This is a genomic window from Microbacterium sp. NPDC096154 (assembly GCF_040302945.1).
Classification (GTDB): domain Bacteria; phylum Actinomycetota; class Actinomycetes; order Actinomycetales; family Microbacteriaceae; genus Microbacterium.
The window spans coordinates 102,278-117,260 of record NZ_JBEOSM010000008.1; the positions used below are offsets into that span (position 1 = coordinate 102,278).

The 14,983-nt window shown below is 71.9% G+C and carries 15 protein-coding genes; 12 read left to right on the forward strand and 3 right to left on the reverse strand.

Features of this window, described 5'->3' with window-relative positions:
• Window positions 1–48: 48 nt before the first annotated feature.
• The 5 genes from ABTW64_RS12050 (at window position 49) to rbfA (ending at window position 6,475) form a co-directional block, all read left to right on the forward strand.
• Window positions 49–1,578, forward strand: a complete 1,530-nt coding sequence (locus tag ABTW64_RS12050) for an alanine/glycine:cation symporter family protein (protein ID WP_350622697.1) — start codon at window positions 49–51, stop codon at window positions 1,576–1,578.
• A 109-nt stretch (window positions 1,579–1,687) separates the two neighbouring features.
• Window positions 1,688–2,677, forward strand: coding sequence for a transcription termination factor NusA (nusA, locus tag ABTW64_RS12055; protein ID WP_350622699.1), 990 nt, complete (start codon window positions 1,688–1,690; stop codon window positions 2,675–2,677).
• Window positions 2,678–2,872: 195 nt separating this feature from the next.
• On the forward strand, window positions 2,873–3,145 hold the full coding sequence (locus ABTW64_RS12060) for a YlxR family protein (protein ID WP_350622701.1): 273 nt from the start codon (window positions 2,873–2,875) through the stop codon (window positions 3,143–3,145).
• Between the two features lie 57 nt (window positions 3,146–3,202).
• Window positions 3,203–5,947: a translation initiation factor IF-2 gene (gene infB / locus ABTW64_RS12065; RefSeq protein ID WP_350622703.1), complete on the forward strand. Its 2,745-nt coding sequence runs from the start codon at window positions 3,203–3,205 to the stop codon at window positions 5,945–5,947.
• 93 nt (window positions 5,948–6,040) lie between these two features.
• Window positions 6,041–6,475 carry a 30S ribosome-binding factor RbfA gene (rbfA, locus tag ABTW64_RS12070; RefSeq protein ID WP_350622705.1) on the forward strand — a complete coding sequence of 145 codons (435 nt, stop codon included), beginning with the start codon at window positions 6,041–6,043 and terminating at the stop codon, window positions 6,473–6,475.
• A gap of 126 nt (window positions 6,476–6,601) precedes the next feature.
• On the opposite strand, the gene ABTW64_RS12075 is transcribed toward rbfA, so the two are convergent.
• Both ABTW64_RS12075 and ABTW64_RS12080 read right to left on the reverse strand, forming a co-directional pair.
• Window positions 6,602–7,468 carry an iron-sulfur binding domain-containing protein gene (locus ABTW64_RS12075; RefSeq protein WP_350622707.1) on the reverse strand — a complete coding sequence of 289 codons (867 nt, stop codon included), beginning with the start codon at window positions 7,466–7,468 and terminating at the stop codon, window positions 6,602–6,604.
• A 36-nt stretch (window positions 7,469–7,504) separates the two neighbouring features.
• Window positions 7,505–7,948 carry a GNAT family N-acetyltransferase gene (locus ABTW64_RS12080; RefSeq protein WP_350622709.1) on the reverse strand — a complete coding sequence of 148 codons (444 nt, stop codon included), beginning with the start codon at window positions 7,946–7,948 and terminating at the stop codon, window positions 7,505–7,507.
• Window positions 7,949–8,079: 131 nt separating this feature from the next.
• Between ABTW64_RS12080 and ABTW64_RS12085 the strand changes: the two genes are divergently transcribed.
• From ABTW64_RS12085 to ABTW64_RS12105, 5 genes are read left to right on the forward strand one after another with little or no spacing between them, the layout of a single operon-like run.
• Window positions 8,080–8,790 carry a hypothetical protein gene (locus ABTW64_RS12085; RefSeq protein ID WP_350622711.1) on the forward strand — a complete coding sequence of 237 codons (711 nt, stop codon included), beginning with the start codon at window positions 8,080–8,082 and terminating at the stop codon, window positions 8,788–8,790.
• Window positions 8,791–8,849: 59 nt separating this feature from the next.
• Window positions 8,850–9,755, forward strand: a complete 906-nt coding sequence (gene truB / locus ABTW64_RS12090; protein WP_350622713.1) for a tRNA pseudouridine(55) synthase TruB — start codon at window positions 8,850–8,852, stop codon at window positions 9,753–9,755.
• On the forward strand, window positions 9,752–10,120 hold the full coding sequence (locus tag ABTW64_RS12095) for a hypothetical protein (protein WP_350622715.1): 369 nt from the start codon (window positions 9,752–9,754) through the stop codon (window positions 10,118–10,120). Before truB ends, ABTW64_RS12095 begins: the two co-directional genes overlap by 4 nt.
• A 47-nt stretch (window positions 10,121–10,167) precedes the next feature.
• The gene (locus tag ABTW64_RS12100; protein WP_350622717.1) at window positions 10,168–10,614 is read left to right on the forward strand and encodes a hypothetical protein; all 447 of its coding nucleotides are present in this window, start codon (window positions 10,168–10,170) and stop codon (window positions 10,612–10,614) included.
• A complete protein-coding gene (locus ABTW64_RS12105) occupies window positions 10,611–11,588 on the forward strand; it encodes a bifunctional riboflavin kinase/FAD synthetase (RefSeq protein ID WP_350622719.1) in 978 nt (325 codons plus the stop codon). The genes ABTW64_RS12100 and ABTW64_RS12105 overlap by 4 nt, the downstream gene beginning before the upstream one ends.
• Before the next feature lie 68 nt (window positions 11,589–11,656).
• Here ABTW64_RS12105 and deoC read toward each other — a convergent pair whose 3' ends face one another.
• Window positions 11,657–12,394 carry a deoxyribose-phosphate aldolase gene (gene deoC / locus ABTW64_RS12110; protein ID WP_350622721.1) on the reverse strand — a complete coding sequence of 246 codons (738 nt, stop codon included), beginning with the start codon at window positions 12,392–12,394 and terminating at the stop codon, window positions 11,657–11,659.
• Window positions 12,395–12,477: 83 nt separating this feature from the next.
• On the opposite strand from deoC, the gene ABTW64_RS12115 reads away from it, so the two are divergent.
• On the forward strand, window positions 12,478–12,693 hold the full coding sequence (locus tag ABTW64_RS12115; RefSeq protein ID WP_350622723.1) for a heavy-metal-associated domain-containing protein: 216 nt from the start codon (window positions 12,478–12,480) through the stop codon (window positions 12,691–12,693).
• Window positions 12,690–14,978, forward strand: coding sequence for a heavy metal translocating P-type ATPase (locus tag ABTW64_RS12120; protein ID WP_350622725.1), 2,289 nt, complete (start codon window positions 12,690–12,692; stop codon window positions 14,976–14,978). The genes ABTW64_RS12115 and ABTW64_RS12120 overlap by 4 nt, the downstream gene beginning before the upstream one ends.
• Window positions 14,979–14,983: the final 5 nt, after the last annotated feature.

The following is a 14,983-nucleotide window of genomic DNA, read 5'->3' on the forward strand; positions in this document are numbered from 1 at the left end:
TCCCTTCTCAGGTGGCGGGGCCGCGGTCGTGCGGCGCAGACTGACGGGATGGAATCGATCGCCGATTGGCTCGCCACGTGGGGCGACAACCTCTGGACCTGGATCGTGCTGCCGGTGGTGGCCGTGCTCGGCGTCTACCTCACGGTGCGCTCCGGCGTCGTGCAGATCCGGCTCATCCCGGAGATGTTCCGCACGCTCACGGACAAGACCCCGCGCGACGCCGACGGGCGACCGCAGTCGGTCTCGTCGTTCCAGGCGTTCACCATGTCGGCCGCCTCCCGCGTCGGCACGGGCAACATCGCCGGCGTCGCCACGGCGATCGCGATCGGCGGCCCCGGTGCCGTGTTCTGGATGTGGCTCATGGCCGCGATCGGGGCGGCCTCGGCGTTCGCAGAGTCGTCGCTCGCCCAGCTGTTTAAGGTGCGCGACAGCGACGGATTCCGCGGCGGCCCCGCCTACTACATGGCACGGGGCCTCAACGCGCGGTGGATGGGCGTGGTGTTCGCCGTCATCCTCATCTTCTGCTTCCCGTTCGCGTTCAGCGCGCTGCAGGCCAACACCATCGCGCTCACCTCCGCGACCGCGATCGAGACCCTCAGCGGCATCGACGCGTCGTGGCTGCCCTTCGTCATCGGACTGGCCACGGCCGGCCTGACCGCTCTGGTCGTCTTCGGCGGCGTGCGCCGCATCGCGGATGTCACGCAGGTGCTGGTGCCCGTGATGGCGCTGGCGTACCTGCTGCTCGGCCTCGGCGTCGTCGCGGTCAACATCGAGCAGCTCCCGGGCGCGTTCGTCTCGATCTACACCGACGCGTTCGGGTTCAACGAGGTGCTCGGCGCGGCGCTGGGGCAGATCATCCTGACGGGTGCCAAGCGCGGAATGTTCTCGAACGAGGCGGGACTCGGCTCCGCGCCGAACGCCGGTGCCGCGGCGGCCGTGACGCATCCGGTCAAGCAGGGGCTCGTGCAGTCGCTGGGTGTCTACTTCGACACCATGATCGTGTGCTCGATCACCGCATTCCTGGTGCTGGTGGCGGTGCCGATCGAGCAGGGCGGCCCCTCCGGCATCGAGCTCACCCAGCTGGCGCTCGAGACGTCGCTCGGATCGTGGACGTCGATCGCGCTGGCCGTCGTGGTGTTCATGCTCGCGTTCAGCTCGATCATCGGCAACTACTACTACGGCGAGGCGAGCATCGAGTTCATCTCGTCGCGGCGCTGGGTGCTGATGGTGTTCCGCGTGCTGGTGGTGCTGGCGGTGCTCGCCGGATCGGTCGCCTCCGCCGCGGTGGTCTGGAACGCGGCCGACGCCGTGATGGGCGTGATGGCGCTCATCAACCTCGTGGCGGTCGCCCTGCTGTCGGGACTCGTGTTCCGGCTGCTGCGCGACTACACGCGCCAGCGCCGCGACGGCCTCGACCCCGTGTTCACCCGCGACCTGATGCCTGATGTGAAGGGCATCGCGTGCTGGGAGGACGCCGACACCGTCACGGGGCCGATCGACCTCAGCACCCGCCGTCGTCAGTCGGCCAAGCACCGTGACCACCTGCACGGGACACGCGCCGCGGAGCCCCGCCGCTGAGACCGCCGCTGCGGCCCTGGCGCTCACAGGATGAGACGGGCGCGATCCTGTAATGTCAGGGGGATATCGGCGGGACGTATGCCGGTGAGAGCTGAATAGGGAGGTCGCTGTGGATATCGATCTGGGGCTGCTGCGCACGGTCGAGCGTGAGAAGGAGATTCCGTTCGACGAGCTCGTGCGGATCATCGAGCAGGCGATCCTGACCGCCTATGGCAAGCACGTCTCGCAGAGCGGCGAGGTGCCCGAAGGCGTCCGCGCTCAGCTGGACCGCAAGACGGGACACGTGGGCATCTTCGTGCCCGTGCGCGACGACGAGGGCGCGGTCATCGGCGAGGAGGAGACGACCCCCGAGGACTTCGGCCGCATCGCGGCCTACGCCGCGAAGCAGGTGATCAGCCAGCGCCTGCGCGACATCGCCGACGACGCGGTGCTGGGCGAGTTCCGCGGCAAGGAGGGCGACATCGTCGCCGGTGTCGTGCAGCAGGGGCCGAACCCGCGCATGATCCACGTCGACCTCGGCACAGTCGAGGCCATCCTGCCCCCCGAGGAGCAGGTGCCCGGCGAGGAGTACCGCCACGGTGCGCGCCTGCGCGTCTACGTCACGAGCGTGTCGAAGGGCGCGAAGGGGCCGTCGATCACGGTCTCGCGCACGCACCCCGGTCTCGTGCGCAAGCTGTTCGCGCTCGAGGTGCCCGAGATCGCGAACGGTCTCGTCGAGATCACGTCGCTGGCTCGGGAGGCCGGCCACCGCACGAAGATCGCCGTGAAGGCCAACGACCCGTCGATCAACGCCAAGGGCGCCTGCATCGGCGAGCTCGGACGCCGCGTGCGCGCCGTCACCGAGCAGCTGGGCGGCGAGAAGATCGACATCGTCGACCACGACGAGGAGCTCGCGAAGTTCGTCGCCAACGCGCTGTCGCCCGCCAAGGTCACCTCGAGCTTCGTGCTCGACGCGGGGACCAAGGCCGTCCGCGCGCTGGTGCCCGACTACCAGCTCTCGCTCGCCATCGGCAAGGAAGGCCAGAACGCCCGTCTCGCCGCCAAGCTCACGGGCGCCAAGATCGACATCCAGCCCGACAGCATCCTCGAGGACAAGTGAGGATCCTCGAGGACAAGTGAGGATCCTCGAGGACGAGTGAGAATCCTCGAGGCAAGCAGAAGACGAGTAAGAGAAGCGACTCGGGAGCCTTCGCTCGCATCCGGGAAGCAGCCATGTAGGTGCGAGCGAAGCGACCTCGCAGCGCGAACCGCTGCCTGCTGCGGAGCGAGCGAGGCGAGCGGATAGAGGTGTACGATGGAAGCCGTACGAACGTGCGTCGGCTGTCGCACGCGTGCCCCCCGATCCGCTCTTCTCCGAGTGGTCGCGCGCGATCTCGAGCTTGTCATCGACGAGCGCAAGGCGTCGCCCGGTCGGGGCGCGTGGCTGCATCCCACTCGCGAGTGCGCGGAGAACGCTCTCAGGCGCCGCGCCTTCGGACGAGCACTGCGCGTGTCGGGCCCTCTTGACACGCAGACCTTCGAGAAATGGCTGAACGGCTATGGAAACAAAGTGAACGGCTCGAAATGAGACCCGTCCGCCTTTAGAGGTCTGCCCTGTCCGGGCAGGCCGCCAGACAGGAGAATTGTGGCAAAACCACGCGTACATGAGATCGCTGCGGAGATCGGCGTCGACAGCAAGGTCGCCCTGGCGAAGCTCAAGGAGCTCGGCGAGTTCGTGAAGAGCCCGTCGTCGACGATCGAGCCTCCGGTCGCGCGCAAGCTGCGCGCCGCCTTCGAGGCCGAGGGCGCCAAGCCGGCCGCGCCGGCGAAGCCCGCCGGCCGTCCCGGCCCGGCTCGCGCGACCACCGCCAAGCCCGGCGCCCCGGCGAAGCCCGCCGCGCCCAAGGCCGAGAAGCCTGCCGCTCCGGCTCCCGCCCCGGCGGCCCCGGCGCCGGCCCCGGCCGCCCCGGCGAAGCCCGCCGCGCCTGCGGCCGACAAGCCCGCCGCTCCGGCGTCCGACGCGCCCAAGCCCGGCGGTCCTCGTCCGGGTGCCCCGCGTCCCGGTGGGGCTCCGCGCCCCGGCAACAACCCGTTCGCCTCGTCGCAGGGCATGGGGCAGCGCCCCGCCGGCCCGCGTCCGGGCAACAACCCCTTCGCTTCGGCGCAGGGCATGGGCCAGCGCCCGACGCCCGGCAACATCCCGAAGCCGCAGCCCCCGCGTCCGGGTGCGCCTCGTCCGGGCGCCCCGCGTCCCGGCGGCGCCGGTCGTCCGGGTCGTCCCGGCGGTGCCGGTCGTCCCGGCGCACCGTTCCAGCAGCGTCCGGGCGGCGCAGGTCGTCCCGGTGGCGGCGGCGGCTTCCGTCCCGGCGGCGGCCCCGGCGGCCCCGGTGGTGGCGGCGGATTCCCCGGCCGTCCCGGCCCCGGTGGTCGCGGTCGCGGCGGCACGGCCGGCGCGTTCGGCAAGGGCGGCGGCAAGTCGAAGCAGCGCAAGTCGCGTCGCGCGAAGCGCCAGGAATTCGAGATGCGGTCGGCGCCGGTCGTCGGCGGCGTCAACGTCCAGAAGGGCAACGGCGAGACGATCCGTCTGCGTCGCGGCGCGTCGATCTCCGACTTCGCCGACAAGCTCGAGGCCCTGAAGGGCTACACCGTGCAGCCCGGCACGCTCGTCACCATCCTGTTCAACCTGGGCGAGATGGCGACCGCGACCGAGTCGCTCGACGAGGCGACGTTCGAGATCCTCGGCGAGGAGCTGGGCTACCGCATCGAGATGGTCTCGCCCGAGGACGAGGACAAGGAGCTCCTCGAGGGCTTCGGTCTCGACCTCGAGCAGGAGCTCCTCGACGAGGACGCCGACAGCCTCGAGATCCGTCCGCCCGTGGTGACCGTCATGGGTCACGTCGACCACGGTAAGACGCGACTGCTCGACGCCATCCGCAAGACCAACGTGGTCGAGGGTGAGGCCGGCGGCATCACGCAGCACATCGGCGCGTACCAGATCTGGACCGAGCACGACCAGATCGAGCGCGCGATCACCTTCATCGACACCCCGGGTCACGAGGCGTTCACCGCCATGCGTGCCCGTGGTGCGCAGGTGACCGACATCGCGATCCTCGTGGTCGCGGCCGACGACGGCATCATGCCGCAGACGGTGGAGGCGCTGAACCACGCCCAGGCGGCCGGTGTGCCGATCGTGGTCGCGGTCAACAAGGTCGACAAGCCGGAGGCCAACCCGGCCAAGGTGCGTCAGCAGCTGACCGAGTACGGCCTGGTCGCCGAGGAGTACGGCGGCGACGTCATGTTCGTCGACGTGTCGGCCCGCCAGGGCACCGGCATCCAGGACCTGCTCGACGCCGTGCTGCTCACGGCCGACGCCGGGCTCGACCTCACGGCCAACCCGAACAAGGCGGCGCGTGGTGTCGCGATCGAGGCGAAGCTCGACAAGGGCCGCGGCTCGGTGGCCACGGTGCTCATCCAGTCGGGAACGCTGCGCGTCGGCGACGCGATCGTCGCGGGCACGGCCTACGGCCGCGTGCGCGCCATGATCGACGAGAACGGCGAGCACGTGGAGGAGGCGGCGCCGTCGCGTCCCGTGCAGGTGCAGGGTCTCAACTCGGTGCCTCGCGCCGGTGACACGTTCATCGTCACGGACGAGGACCGCACCGCCCGCCAGATCGCCGAGAAGCGCGAGGCCGTCGAGCGCAACGCCCAGCTGGCCAAGGCCCGCAAGCGCATGTCGCTCGAGGACTTCACCCGTGCTCTCGAAGAGGGCAAGGTCGAGTCGCTCAACCTCATCATCAAGGGTGACGTGTCGGGTGCCGTCGAGGCGCTCGAGGAGTCGCTGCTCAAGATCGAGGTGGACGAGAGCGTCCAGCTGCGCATCATCCACCGCGGTGTGGGTGCCATCACGGAGTCGGATGTGAACCTGGCGACGATCGACAACGCGATCGTGATCGGCTTCAACGTGCGTCCCGACGCGAAGGCCCGCGAGGCCGCCGCGCGCGAGGGCGTCGACATCCGGTTCTACTCGGTCATCTACAACGCGATCGACGATGTCGAGCAGTCGCTCAAGGGCATGCTCAAGCCGGAGTACGAGGAGGTGCAGTCGGGCGTCGCGGAGATCCGCGAGGTCTTCCGCTCCTCCAAGTTCGGCAACATCGCCGGTGTCATCGTCCGCTCGGGCACGATCACGCGCAACGCCAAGGCGCGCGTCATCCGCGACGGCGTGGTCATCGCCGACGGCCTGGCGATCGAATCGCTGCGCCGCTTCAAGGACGACGTCACCGAGGTGCGCACGGACTTCGAGGCCGGTATCGGTCTGGGCAAGTACAACGACATCCAGATCGGCGACGAGATCGAGACCACCGAGATGGTCGAGAAGCCGCGGGCGTGATGCACGCCGCGGTGACCTCATCGCTCTGACACACTGAACCTGCCGGGTGGCTCGCGCCGCCCGGCAGGCTCGTCTCTACAGGGAGGACTCCTCATGGCCGCCAACGAACGTCAGGCCCGGCTGGCCGACCGCATCCGTGTGATCCTGGCCGAGCGGCTCGAGAAAGGCCTGCGCGACCCGCGCCTCGGCTTCGTGACGATCACCGAGGTGCGCGTCACGGGCGACCTGCAGCACGCGTCGGTCTTCTACACGGTGTACGGCACCGACGAGGAGCGCGCGGGATCCGCGGCGGCCCTGAAGTCGGCGACCGGCATGCTGCGCACCGAGGTGGGCAGGAAGCTCAACACGCGCCTCACGCCGTCGCTCGAGTTCATCCCCGACGCGCTGCCGGAGAACGCCGGGCACCTCGATGCCCTGCTGCGCGAGGCGCGCGAGCGTGACGAAGCCGTGGCCGGGCTCGCCTCGTCGGCGCAGTACGCCGGCGACGCCGACCCCTACGTCAAGCCCCGCGAGGCCGACGAGGACTGACCCTCGCGCGCGGCATCCGGGTGCACACCAATGTGCGTGTGCACTCGAGCCTCTGCTGGGCGCAGCCGCGCGGGTGGCAGCCGGCCGGGTGCACACCAATGTGCGTGTGCACTCGACCGGCACGGGTCACCGCGGCAGGTGCAGCAGCCCGTGCTCGGCCTCGATCAGGCCGTCGTCGAGCAGCGACAGGATGGCGCGGTCGCGCTGGCGGGCATCGGGCCAGTCCGCGAGGATGGCGTCCTGCGGCAGGGCGCCGACGTCGCGCAGCGCGCGCAGCACGGCGCCGCGCGCCTGGCGGTCGCTGCCCTCGTACTTCGCCTGCCGGCGGCGCAGATCCGGGGTGTCCGGGCTGCCGGCCCGCACCCAGGCGCATACGTCGCGCACGGGGCACTCGCCGCAGCGCGGTGAGCGCGCCGTGCAGATGAGCGCGCCCAGCTCCATCATCGCGGCGTTCATGACGGCGGCGTCGGCGTCGTCGTCCGGCAGCAGCGCGGCCATCTCGTCGAGGTCGCGCCGGTGCGGCGGTCCCGGCTGCGCCCTGCCGTGCACCGCGCGGGCGATCACCCGACGGGTGTTGGTGTCCACGACCGGATGCCGGTCGGCATAGGCGAACACGGCGACGGCGCGGGCCGTGTAGTCGCCGATGCCGGTCAGTGCGAGCAGCGCATCGACGTCCCGCGGCACGATGCCGTCGTGGCGGTCGCGGATCTCGACTGCCGCGCGGTGCAGCCACAGCGCGCGCCGTGGATATCCGAGGTTCGCCCACTGCCGCACGGCCTCGGCCGGCGCGTCGGCGGCTAGATCGCCCGGGGTCGGCCAGCGCTCGAGCCATGCCTCCAGGTGCGGGATGACCCGGCTCACGGGGGTCTGCTGCAGCATGAACTCGCTCACGAGCACGCCCCAGGCTCCGAAGCCGGGGGCCCGCCAGGGCAGGTCTCGCTGGGCCCGCGCGAACCAGGGGATGAGGCGCGCGGCGAGCGGGGGAGCGGGCATCCCTCCAGCGTAGGCGGCGGTGGGAGCGCCCCCGCGTCAGGCGGAGCGCACCATGGGCACGTGGGGGATGCCGTCCTCGATGAACTCCGGACCCTCGACCTCGAAGCCGAACCGGGCATACCAGGTCGCCAGATGCGACTGCGCGTCGAGCCGCACGGTGCGGCCCTCGCACAGCGTGAGCGCCCGGCGCATCAGCTCGGCCGCGAGGCCGCGCCCGCGAGCGCGCGAGGCGGTGGCGACGCGTCCGATGCGGCGGTCGTCCCCGCGCCCCTGCGGATCATGCAGCACGCGCAGGGTCGCCACGACATCGTCCTCCTCGAGCGCCCACAGCTGCACGGCGGTCGGCTCGACGTCGCGCCCGTCGAGCTCGGGGTACGGGCACTCCTGTTCCACCACGAACACGTCGACGCGCAGTCGCAGGATCGCGTACAGCACGAGCGGCGGGATGTCGGAGGTCGGCGCGGAGCGGTAGTCGATCACCGATCCAGCGTAGGGCGAGCCGCGATCGTGACCGAACCGTGAGGGGCGGTGGCGGCGGTCGTCGGCGAGGCTGGAGAGACCTCGTGAACCGCGATGGCGACGTCCTGTGCGCCGCCGATGGAGGGAGATCGATGCTGGACATCCGCATGGATGCGTCGCGCCGCCTGGCCGCGTCGGCCGGCGCCGCGGCCTGGCTGGTCGCGTTGGCCGGGTGCGCGTCCGCCGGTCCCGGTGGCGCGACTACGGCGCCGGCCCAGGACCCGCCGTCGCCCAACCCCCCGTCCGTCACCTCCCCACCGCCGGCGGCGCCGACCCCGTCGTCCGCTCCGAGCCGCGCCGACGATGACGAGGACGCGTCCGATCCCTCGACCTGGGAGATCGAGGACGGGGAGGTGGGGCCGATCGAGATCGGCGAAGACTTCGCCGAGACGCTGGCCGAGCTGCCCGCCCAGGGCTGGACGAACGACCCTGCCTGCGCGTGGGTGGCGTTCTGGAATGCTCCGGCAGGGGCCTACACCCTGAGCTTCGCTCGCAGCCCGCAGGGCGATACCGGGCCGGTGGAGGCCATCGCGATCGAGTGGGGACCGGCGCAGCCCCCGCGAACCGGCCCGCGCACCGACGACAGCGGCGTCGGGCTCGGCTCGACGCGGGATGAGGTGCTCGCGGCATTCCCGGCCGCGCAGGCGCAGCCGTCGACCATCGAGGGGCGCGAGTTCCTGCGTGTCTCGGACGACGACCAGGATGACGGCACGCTCTTCTTCGAGTACGTCGACGGGCAGGATGGCGCCCAGAGCGTCGTGCTGACGACGGCGGACGAGCCCGCCTACGAGGCCTGCGCCTGAGCGGGCGGGGGGTCGCTCGCGATCCGACGCTCCCACGCCGGACGCGTACCCTGGAAGGCATGCATTCCGCGTCCGGCATCCTGCTCGTCGACAAGCCGGGCGGCATCACCAGTCATGACGTGGTCGCTCGCACGCGTCGCGCGTTCGGCACCCGCAAGATCGGCCATGCCGGCACTCTCGACCCCATGGCGACGGGGCTGCTCGTGCTCGGGATCGAGGGCGCGACCCGCCTGCTGACCTACCTCGTCGGACTGGACAAGACCTATGAGGCCACCATCCGTCTCGGCGCGGCGACCACGACCGACGACGCTGAGGGGGAGATCGTGCGCACCGCCGATCCGGAGGTCCTCGCTGCGGCCACCGACGAGCGGATCGCCAGGGGCGCGGCCGCGCTGACGGGCCGCATCTCACAGGTGCCCAGCACCTTCTCGGCGATCAAAGTCGACGGCAAGCGCGCTTACGACCTCGCTCGCGCGGGACAGGACGTCGCGCTCAAGGCGCGCGAGGTCACGGTCTCCCGGTTCGCGGTGGGCGAGGTGCGGCGCACCGCCGGCGCGGTCGATCTCGACGTCGTCGTCGACTGCTCGTCGGGGACGTACATCCGGGCCCTGGCACGCGACCTCGGCGACGACCTCGGCGTGGGCGGCCACCTGACGATCCTGCGCCGCACGCGTATCGGCCCCTTCGGCATCGCGGACGCCCACGCTCTTGACGGCCTGGCGACAGGATCGCTGCCGACGCTGCTCGCCCCGGCCGACGTCGCCGCGCGCGTGCTGGGGCGCCTCGACGTCACGACGGCGGAGGCGCGCGACCTGCGCCACGGCAAGAAGCTCGTGGGCGCGGCCTCGCGCATCGACGGAGAGCGCGCCGCGGCCGTCGACCCCGAGGGGACGCTGGTGGGCATCGTGGAGCGCCGGGGCGACGCGCTCAAGAGCGCCATGAACATGCCGGAGGTGCATGCGTGATTCTCTGGTTCACCGTCGCGCAGCTGGTGGTGGCCGTGGTGGCGGGGCTGCTGTGCGTGGTGCTTGGTCTCGCGGGGCGTCGCCCCAGCGACCTGACCGTGGGATCGCTGGCGCTCATCGAGCTGCTGCTCGTCGTGCAGGTCGTCGTCGCGATCGTGGCGCCGTTCGCGGGCAACCCGCCCACGGGCAGCGTGCTGGAGTTCTGGACGTACCTGGTCTCGGCCGTGCTTCTGCCCGCCGCGGGCGTGGTGTGGGCGCTGGTCGAGCGCAGTCGCTGGAGCACCGTGATCATGGGCGTCGTGGCTCTGTCGGTCGCCGTCATGGTGTGGCGCATGCAGGTGATCTGGACCGTCCAGGTCGCCTGAGGGGACGGGCGGTGCGGCCACGCCGCCGAACTAGACTGGAGCGCGCTATGACTGATACCGCGCCCTCCCGCCGCATGACCGGCATCGGCCGGGTCCTCGTCATCGTCTACGGCGTGATGGCGCTGGCCGCGACGGGGCGCTCGTTCGTGCAGATCGCCGAGCGCTTCCACGAGGCGCCGCTCGCGTACTCGCTGTCGGCCGCGTCGGCCGTGGTGTACATCCTGGCGACGCTCGCCCTCGTGTTCGCGCGACGTCCTGGCTGGTACATGGTCGCGTGGGTCGCGATCGTGTTCGAGCTCGTGGGCGTGCTGGTGATCGGCACGCTGTCGCTCGTGGCCCCCGACCTGTTCCAGCACCCGACCGTGTGGTCGCAGTACGGCATCGGCTATGTCTTCGTGCCTCTCGTGCTGCCGTTCTTCGGCCTGTGGTGGCTCATCACGCATCGCGCCGCGCCGGCGACGTCGGCAGCCGCGGTCGCGGAGGCGACGCGATGATCCTGTTCCAGGACGTCTCGGACGTGCCCGCCGACTTCGGACCGACCGTCATCGCGATCGGCAAGTTCGACGGGGTGCACGCCGGTCACCGCGCGCTGATCGAGAAGATGCTGGTCGACGCCGCGTCGACCGATCTGCGCACGGTCGCCGTGACGTTCGATCGCAACCCGCTGTCGGTGATCGCTCCCGAGCGATGCCCCCGCGCGCTGGTCGGGGTCTCGCAGAAGGTCGAGCTGCTCGGGCGCACCGGCATCGACGCGACCCTGCTGCTGCGCTTCGACGAGACGCTCGCGGGCGAGGAGGCCGAGGCCTTCGTGCGCCGTGTGATCGTGGCGGGCCTGCACGCGCAGCGCGTGCTGGTGGGCAGCGACTTCCGCTTCGGCCGGGGCGGCGCCGGCGACGTGGAGCTGCTGCGCAGGATGGGCGACGAGCTCGGCTTCGCGGTCGAGGAGGTGGCCGACGTCGCGAGCGCCGAGGACGGCCGCCGGGTGTCGTCGACGTGGATCCGCGAGCTGCTCGACGACGGGGACGTGGAGCGGGCGGCCAAGCTGCTGGGCCGTTACCCGTCGGTGATCGGCGAGGTCGTGCACGGGCTCAAGCGCGGCCGCGAGCTGGGGTACCCGACGGCCAACCTGTCGCCCGACGCCGAGGGATACGTGCCCGCCGACGGCGTCTACGCGGGCTGGCTGATCGAGCGCTCGCCGGAAGGCGTGCTCCGCTCAGGTGTGCGGTATCCGGCCGCGATCTCGGTCGGCACCAACCCCACGTTCGATGACGTCGAGCTGCGGCAGGTGGAGGCCTACGTGATCGACGAGTCGGGCCTCGACCTCTACGGACGCAGCGTCGAGATCGAGCTCGTCGCGCGCATCCGGGGCATGGTCGCGTTCGAGGGCGTCGAGAAGCTCGTCGAGCAGATGGCGGACGACGTGATCAGGGCGCGCCACGTGCTCATCGAAGCCGCCTCGGGTCGCTAGCTGAACCGACCCGCGAGCGGAAGCGGCGTGCCGCGGATGCGGCGGGCCAGCGTGGGCCGAGGAGCGGCTCAGTAGCTGCTGGTGTCTTCGGCGCCTGTGCCCGCCCGGCCCTCGGCGCGCGCCCGAAGCTCGCCCAGGATGGTCGCGCTGGCGCTGGTGCCGAGGCGGGTGGCGCCCGCGTCGAGCATCGCGACGGCCGCGTCGAGGCCGCGCACGCCGCCCGAGGCCTTGACCTGCACGGCGGGGGAGACGCTCTCGCGCATGAGCGTCACGTGCTCGACGGTCGCGCCGCCGCCGGCGAAGCCGGTCGAGGTCTTCACGAACGTCGCGCCACCGGCCTCGGTGAGGCGGCTGCCGCGCGCGATCTGCTCGAGGTCGAGGTAGCTGGTCTCCAGGATGACCTTGGTCACGTGCCCGCCGCTGGAGGAGGGGCCGCCCGCGGCCTCGACGACTGCGGCGATGTCGGCCGTCACGAGGTCGTCCTCGCCCGAGCGCAGCGCGCCGATGTGCACGACCATGTCGAACTCCGTCGCGCCGTCGTCCTTGGCACGCTGCAGCTCGGCGACCTTGGCGGCGGTCGAGGTGGTGCCGTGGGGGAAGCCGATCACGGTGCCCACCGCCACACCGGAGCCGTCGAGGCGGCGCACGGCGTACGCGATGTCGGACGGCCGCACGCACACGCTGAAGACGCCCCACTCGGCCGCGATGTCGAGCTCGCGGTCCACGTCGCTGCGCGTGAAGTCGGGCTTCAGGATCGCGTGGTCGATGGTCGCGGCGACGGCCGGCTCGGTCAGCTCGATGCTCATGCCCTCAGCCTACGTCGCGCTTGCGGTGGGAATACCCCCCGGGGGTATGCTGTTCGTGCCTGAGACCGACGAAGGGACACATCATGAGCACCATCAGCACCTATCTCGTTCAGGGCATGACGTGCGGGCACTGCGCCCGCGCGGTCGGCGGGGGCATCGAGGCCATCGAGGGCGTCGTGCGGGCCGACGTGGATGTCGCGGCCGGCACGGTGACGGTCGAGGCGGCCGCACCCGTCGCCGACGAAGCGGTCTCGTCCGCCGTCGCGGAGGCCGGCTACACCTACGGCGGCAGGGCATGAGCGCCGGCGTGCGCGAGCGCGACGCGCAGGACCGGCGCGCCGTCGTGCTCGACATCCAGGGCATGACGTGCGCCAGCTGCGTGGCCCGCGTGGAGAAGCGGCTGCAGCAGGTGCCGGGCGTCGACGCGGCCGTGAACCTGGCGACCGAGTCCGCCAAGGTCGACGCGCCCACGGGCGTGGCCGACGAGGCCCTGGTCGCCGCGGTGAACGCCGCGGGCTATGACGCGCGAGTGCGCCCGGCCTCGCCCGCGCCTCCCGATCACGCCGGCCACGGCGCCGAGGCGACCCGACACGATCACGGCGCCCACCCCGGCCACGGCGAGCGCTCGGAGCACGTGCACGACGTCGAGGACGCCCCGGGATCCACGCCGCTGATCGCACGGCTGATCGTCTCGGCGGTGCTGACGGTGCCGATCCTGCTGGTGTCCCTGCCCATGATGTTCGGCGGCGACATGCTGTTCCACGGCGCGGAGTGGCCGATGCTGGCCCTCACCGCGGCCGTGGTGGGCTGGGGCGGCTGGCCGTTCCATCGTGCGACGCTGCGCGCCGCGCGCCACGGGGCGGCGACCATGGACACGCTGATCACGCTCGGCACGGCGGCAGCGCTCCTGTGGAGCGCTTGGGCCACCATCGCCGGGTCGGGTCACGTGTACTTCGAGGTGGCCGCGGTCGTCACGACGTTCCTGCTGCTGGGCCGCTCCATCGAGCAGCGCGCGAAGCGCCGGGCGGGCACCGCGCTGCGCTCGCTGATGCAGCTCGGCGCGCGTGACGTGATCCTGGCCGATGCCGCCGGCCGCGACGGCGAGACCGTGCCCGTGGAGCGGCTGGGCCGCGGCGACCGCTTCGTCGTGCGCCCGGGCGGCACCATCGCGACCGACGGAGTCGTGGAGCAGGGCGAGGCGGCGATCGACGCCAGCATGCTCACGGGAGAGTCGGTGCCGGTCACGGTCGGCGCCGGCGCATCGGTCACCGGCGGCACCATCGCGACGGACGGCCGGCTCGTGGTACGGGCGACGGCCGTCGGCGCCGAGACGCGGCTGGCGCGCATCGCCGCGCTGGTCGAGGATGCCCAGGCGGGCAAGTCGCGCATCCAGCGGCTCGCCGATCGCATCTCGGGCGTCTTCGTGCCGATCGTCATCGCACTGTCGATCGTCACCCTGGTCGGATGGCTGCTCTCCGGCGCCCCGACCGAGCAGGCGTTCATGGCCGCGGTCGCGGTGCTGATCATCGCCTGCCCCTGCGCCCTCGGGCTCGCCACGCCCGTCGCCATCCTGGTCGGCACGGGACGCGGCGCGCAGCGGGGCGTGCTCATCACGGGCCCGGAGGCCATCGAGAGCGCGGGTCGCGTCGACACGGTGGTGCTCGACAAGACGGGCACGGTGACGAGCGGGCGGATGTCGGTGCACGAGATCGTGACCGCGCGCGGAACGGACCGCGACGAGGCGCTGCGCGTCGCCGCGGCCCTCGAGACCGGCTCGGAGCACCCGATCGCGCGGGCCGTCGTCGCGGCGGCGGGGGACGTCGAGCTGCCGTCGGTCGCCGGCTTCCGCAATCATGCGGGTCGCGGGGTGACCGCCACGGTCGCGGGTCGCGAGGCCTTCGCCGGCAGCCCGGCGCTCGCAGCCGAACGGGGCGCCCGCATTCCGGCCGAGCTCGACGACGTCGCCCGTGCCGCAACGGCCACGGTCGTGGTCGTCGGCTGGGCACCGGCCGCCGGGATGAGCGCCACCGCGCGCGCCGTGCTGCTGGTGGGCGACACGGTGCGGGAGGACAGCCGCGCCGCGATCGCGTCGCTGCGCGAGCTGGGTCTGGACGTCGTGCTGCTCACGGGCGACGGAGACGGCGTGGCGCGTGCGGTCGCCGCCGACACGGGCATCGCCACCGTCATTGCCGGGGTCTCGCCTGAGGGCAAGGTGGCCGAGATCCGGCGTCTGCAGCAGGAAGGGCGCCGCGTCGCCATGGTCGGCGACGGCGTGAACGACGCCGCGGCGCTCGCCACCGCCGATCTGGGGATCGCGATGGGAGGGGGCACGGACGCCGCCATGCACGCGAGTGACATCACGCTCGTGCGCGACTCGCTGACGGCCGCCGGTGACGCCGTACGGCTCTCGCGCCGGGTGCTCGCGATCATCCGGGGCAACCTCGTGTGGGCGTTCGGGTACAACGTGGCCGCCATCCCGCTCGCCGCGTTCGGGCTGCTGACGCCGGTGATCGCGGGCGCGGCGATGGCGTTCTCCAGCGTGTTCGTGGTGCTCAACAGCCTCCGGCTGCGCGCCTTCCGCTGAGGTCG

Excerpts from the sequence above, each read along its gene's own strand:
- ABTW64_RS12050 (WP_350622697.1), top strand. The coding sequence starts at position 49 with ATGGAATCGATCGCCGATTGGCTCGCCACGTGGGGCGACAACCTCTGG.
- ABTW64_RS12060 (WP_350622701.1), top strand. The coding sequence starts at position 2,873 with ATGGAAGCCGTACGAACGTGCGTCGGCTGTCGCACGCGTGCCCCCCGA.
- rbfA (WP_350622705.1), top strand. The coding sequence starts at position 6,041 with ATGGCCGCCAACGAACGTCAGGCCCGGCTGGCCGACCGCATCCGTGTG.
- ABTW64_RS12075 (WP_350622707.1), bottom strand. The coding sequence starts at position 7,468 with ATGCCCGCTCCCCCGCTCGCCGCGCGCCTCATCCCCTGGTTCGCGCGG.
- ABTW64_RS12085 (WP_350622711.1), top strand. The coding sequence starts at position 8,080 with ATGCTGGACATCCGCATGGATGCGTCGCGCCGCCTGGCCGCGTCGGCC.
- truB (WP_350622713.1), top strand. The coding sequence starts at position 8,850 with ATGCATTCCGCGTCCGGCATCCTGCTCGTCGACAAGCCGGGCGGCATC.
- ABTW64_RS12100 (WP_350622717.1), top strand. The coding sequence starts at position 10,168 with ATGACTGATACCGCGCCCTCCCGCCGCATGACCGGCATCGGCCGGGTC.
- ABTW64_RS12105 (WP_350622719.1), top strand. The coding sequence starts at position 10,611 with ATGATCCTGTTCCAGGACGTCTCGGACGTGCCCGCCGACTTCGGACCG.
- deoC (WP_350622721.1), bottom strand. The coding sequence starts at position 12,394 with ATGAGCATCGAGCTGACCGAGCCGGCCGTCGCCGCGACCATCGACCAC.
- ABTW64_RS12115 (WP_350622723.1), top strand. The coding sequence starts at position 12,478 with ATGAGCACCATCAGCACCTATCTCGTTCAGGGCATGACGTGCGGGCAC.
- ABTW64_RS12120 (WP_350622725.1), top strand. The coding sequence starts at position 12,690 with ATGAGCGCCGGCGTGCGCGAGCGCGACGCGCAGGACCGGCGCGCCGTC.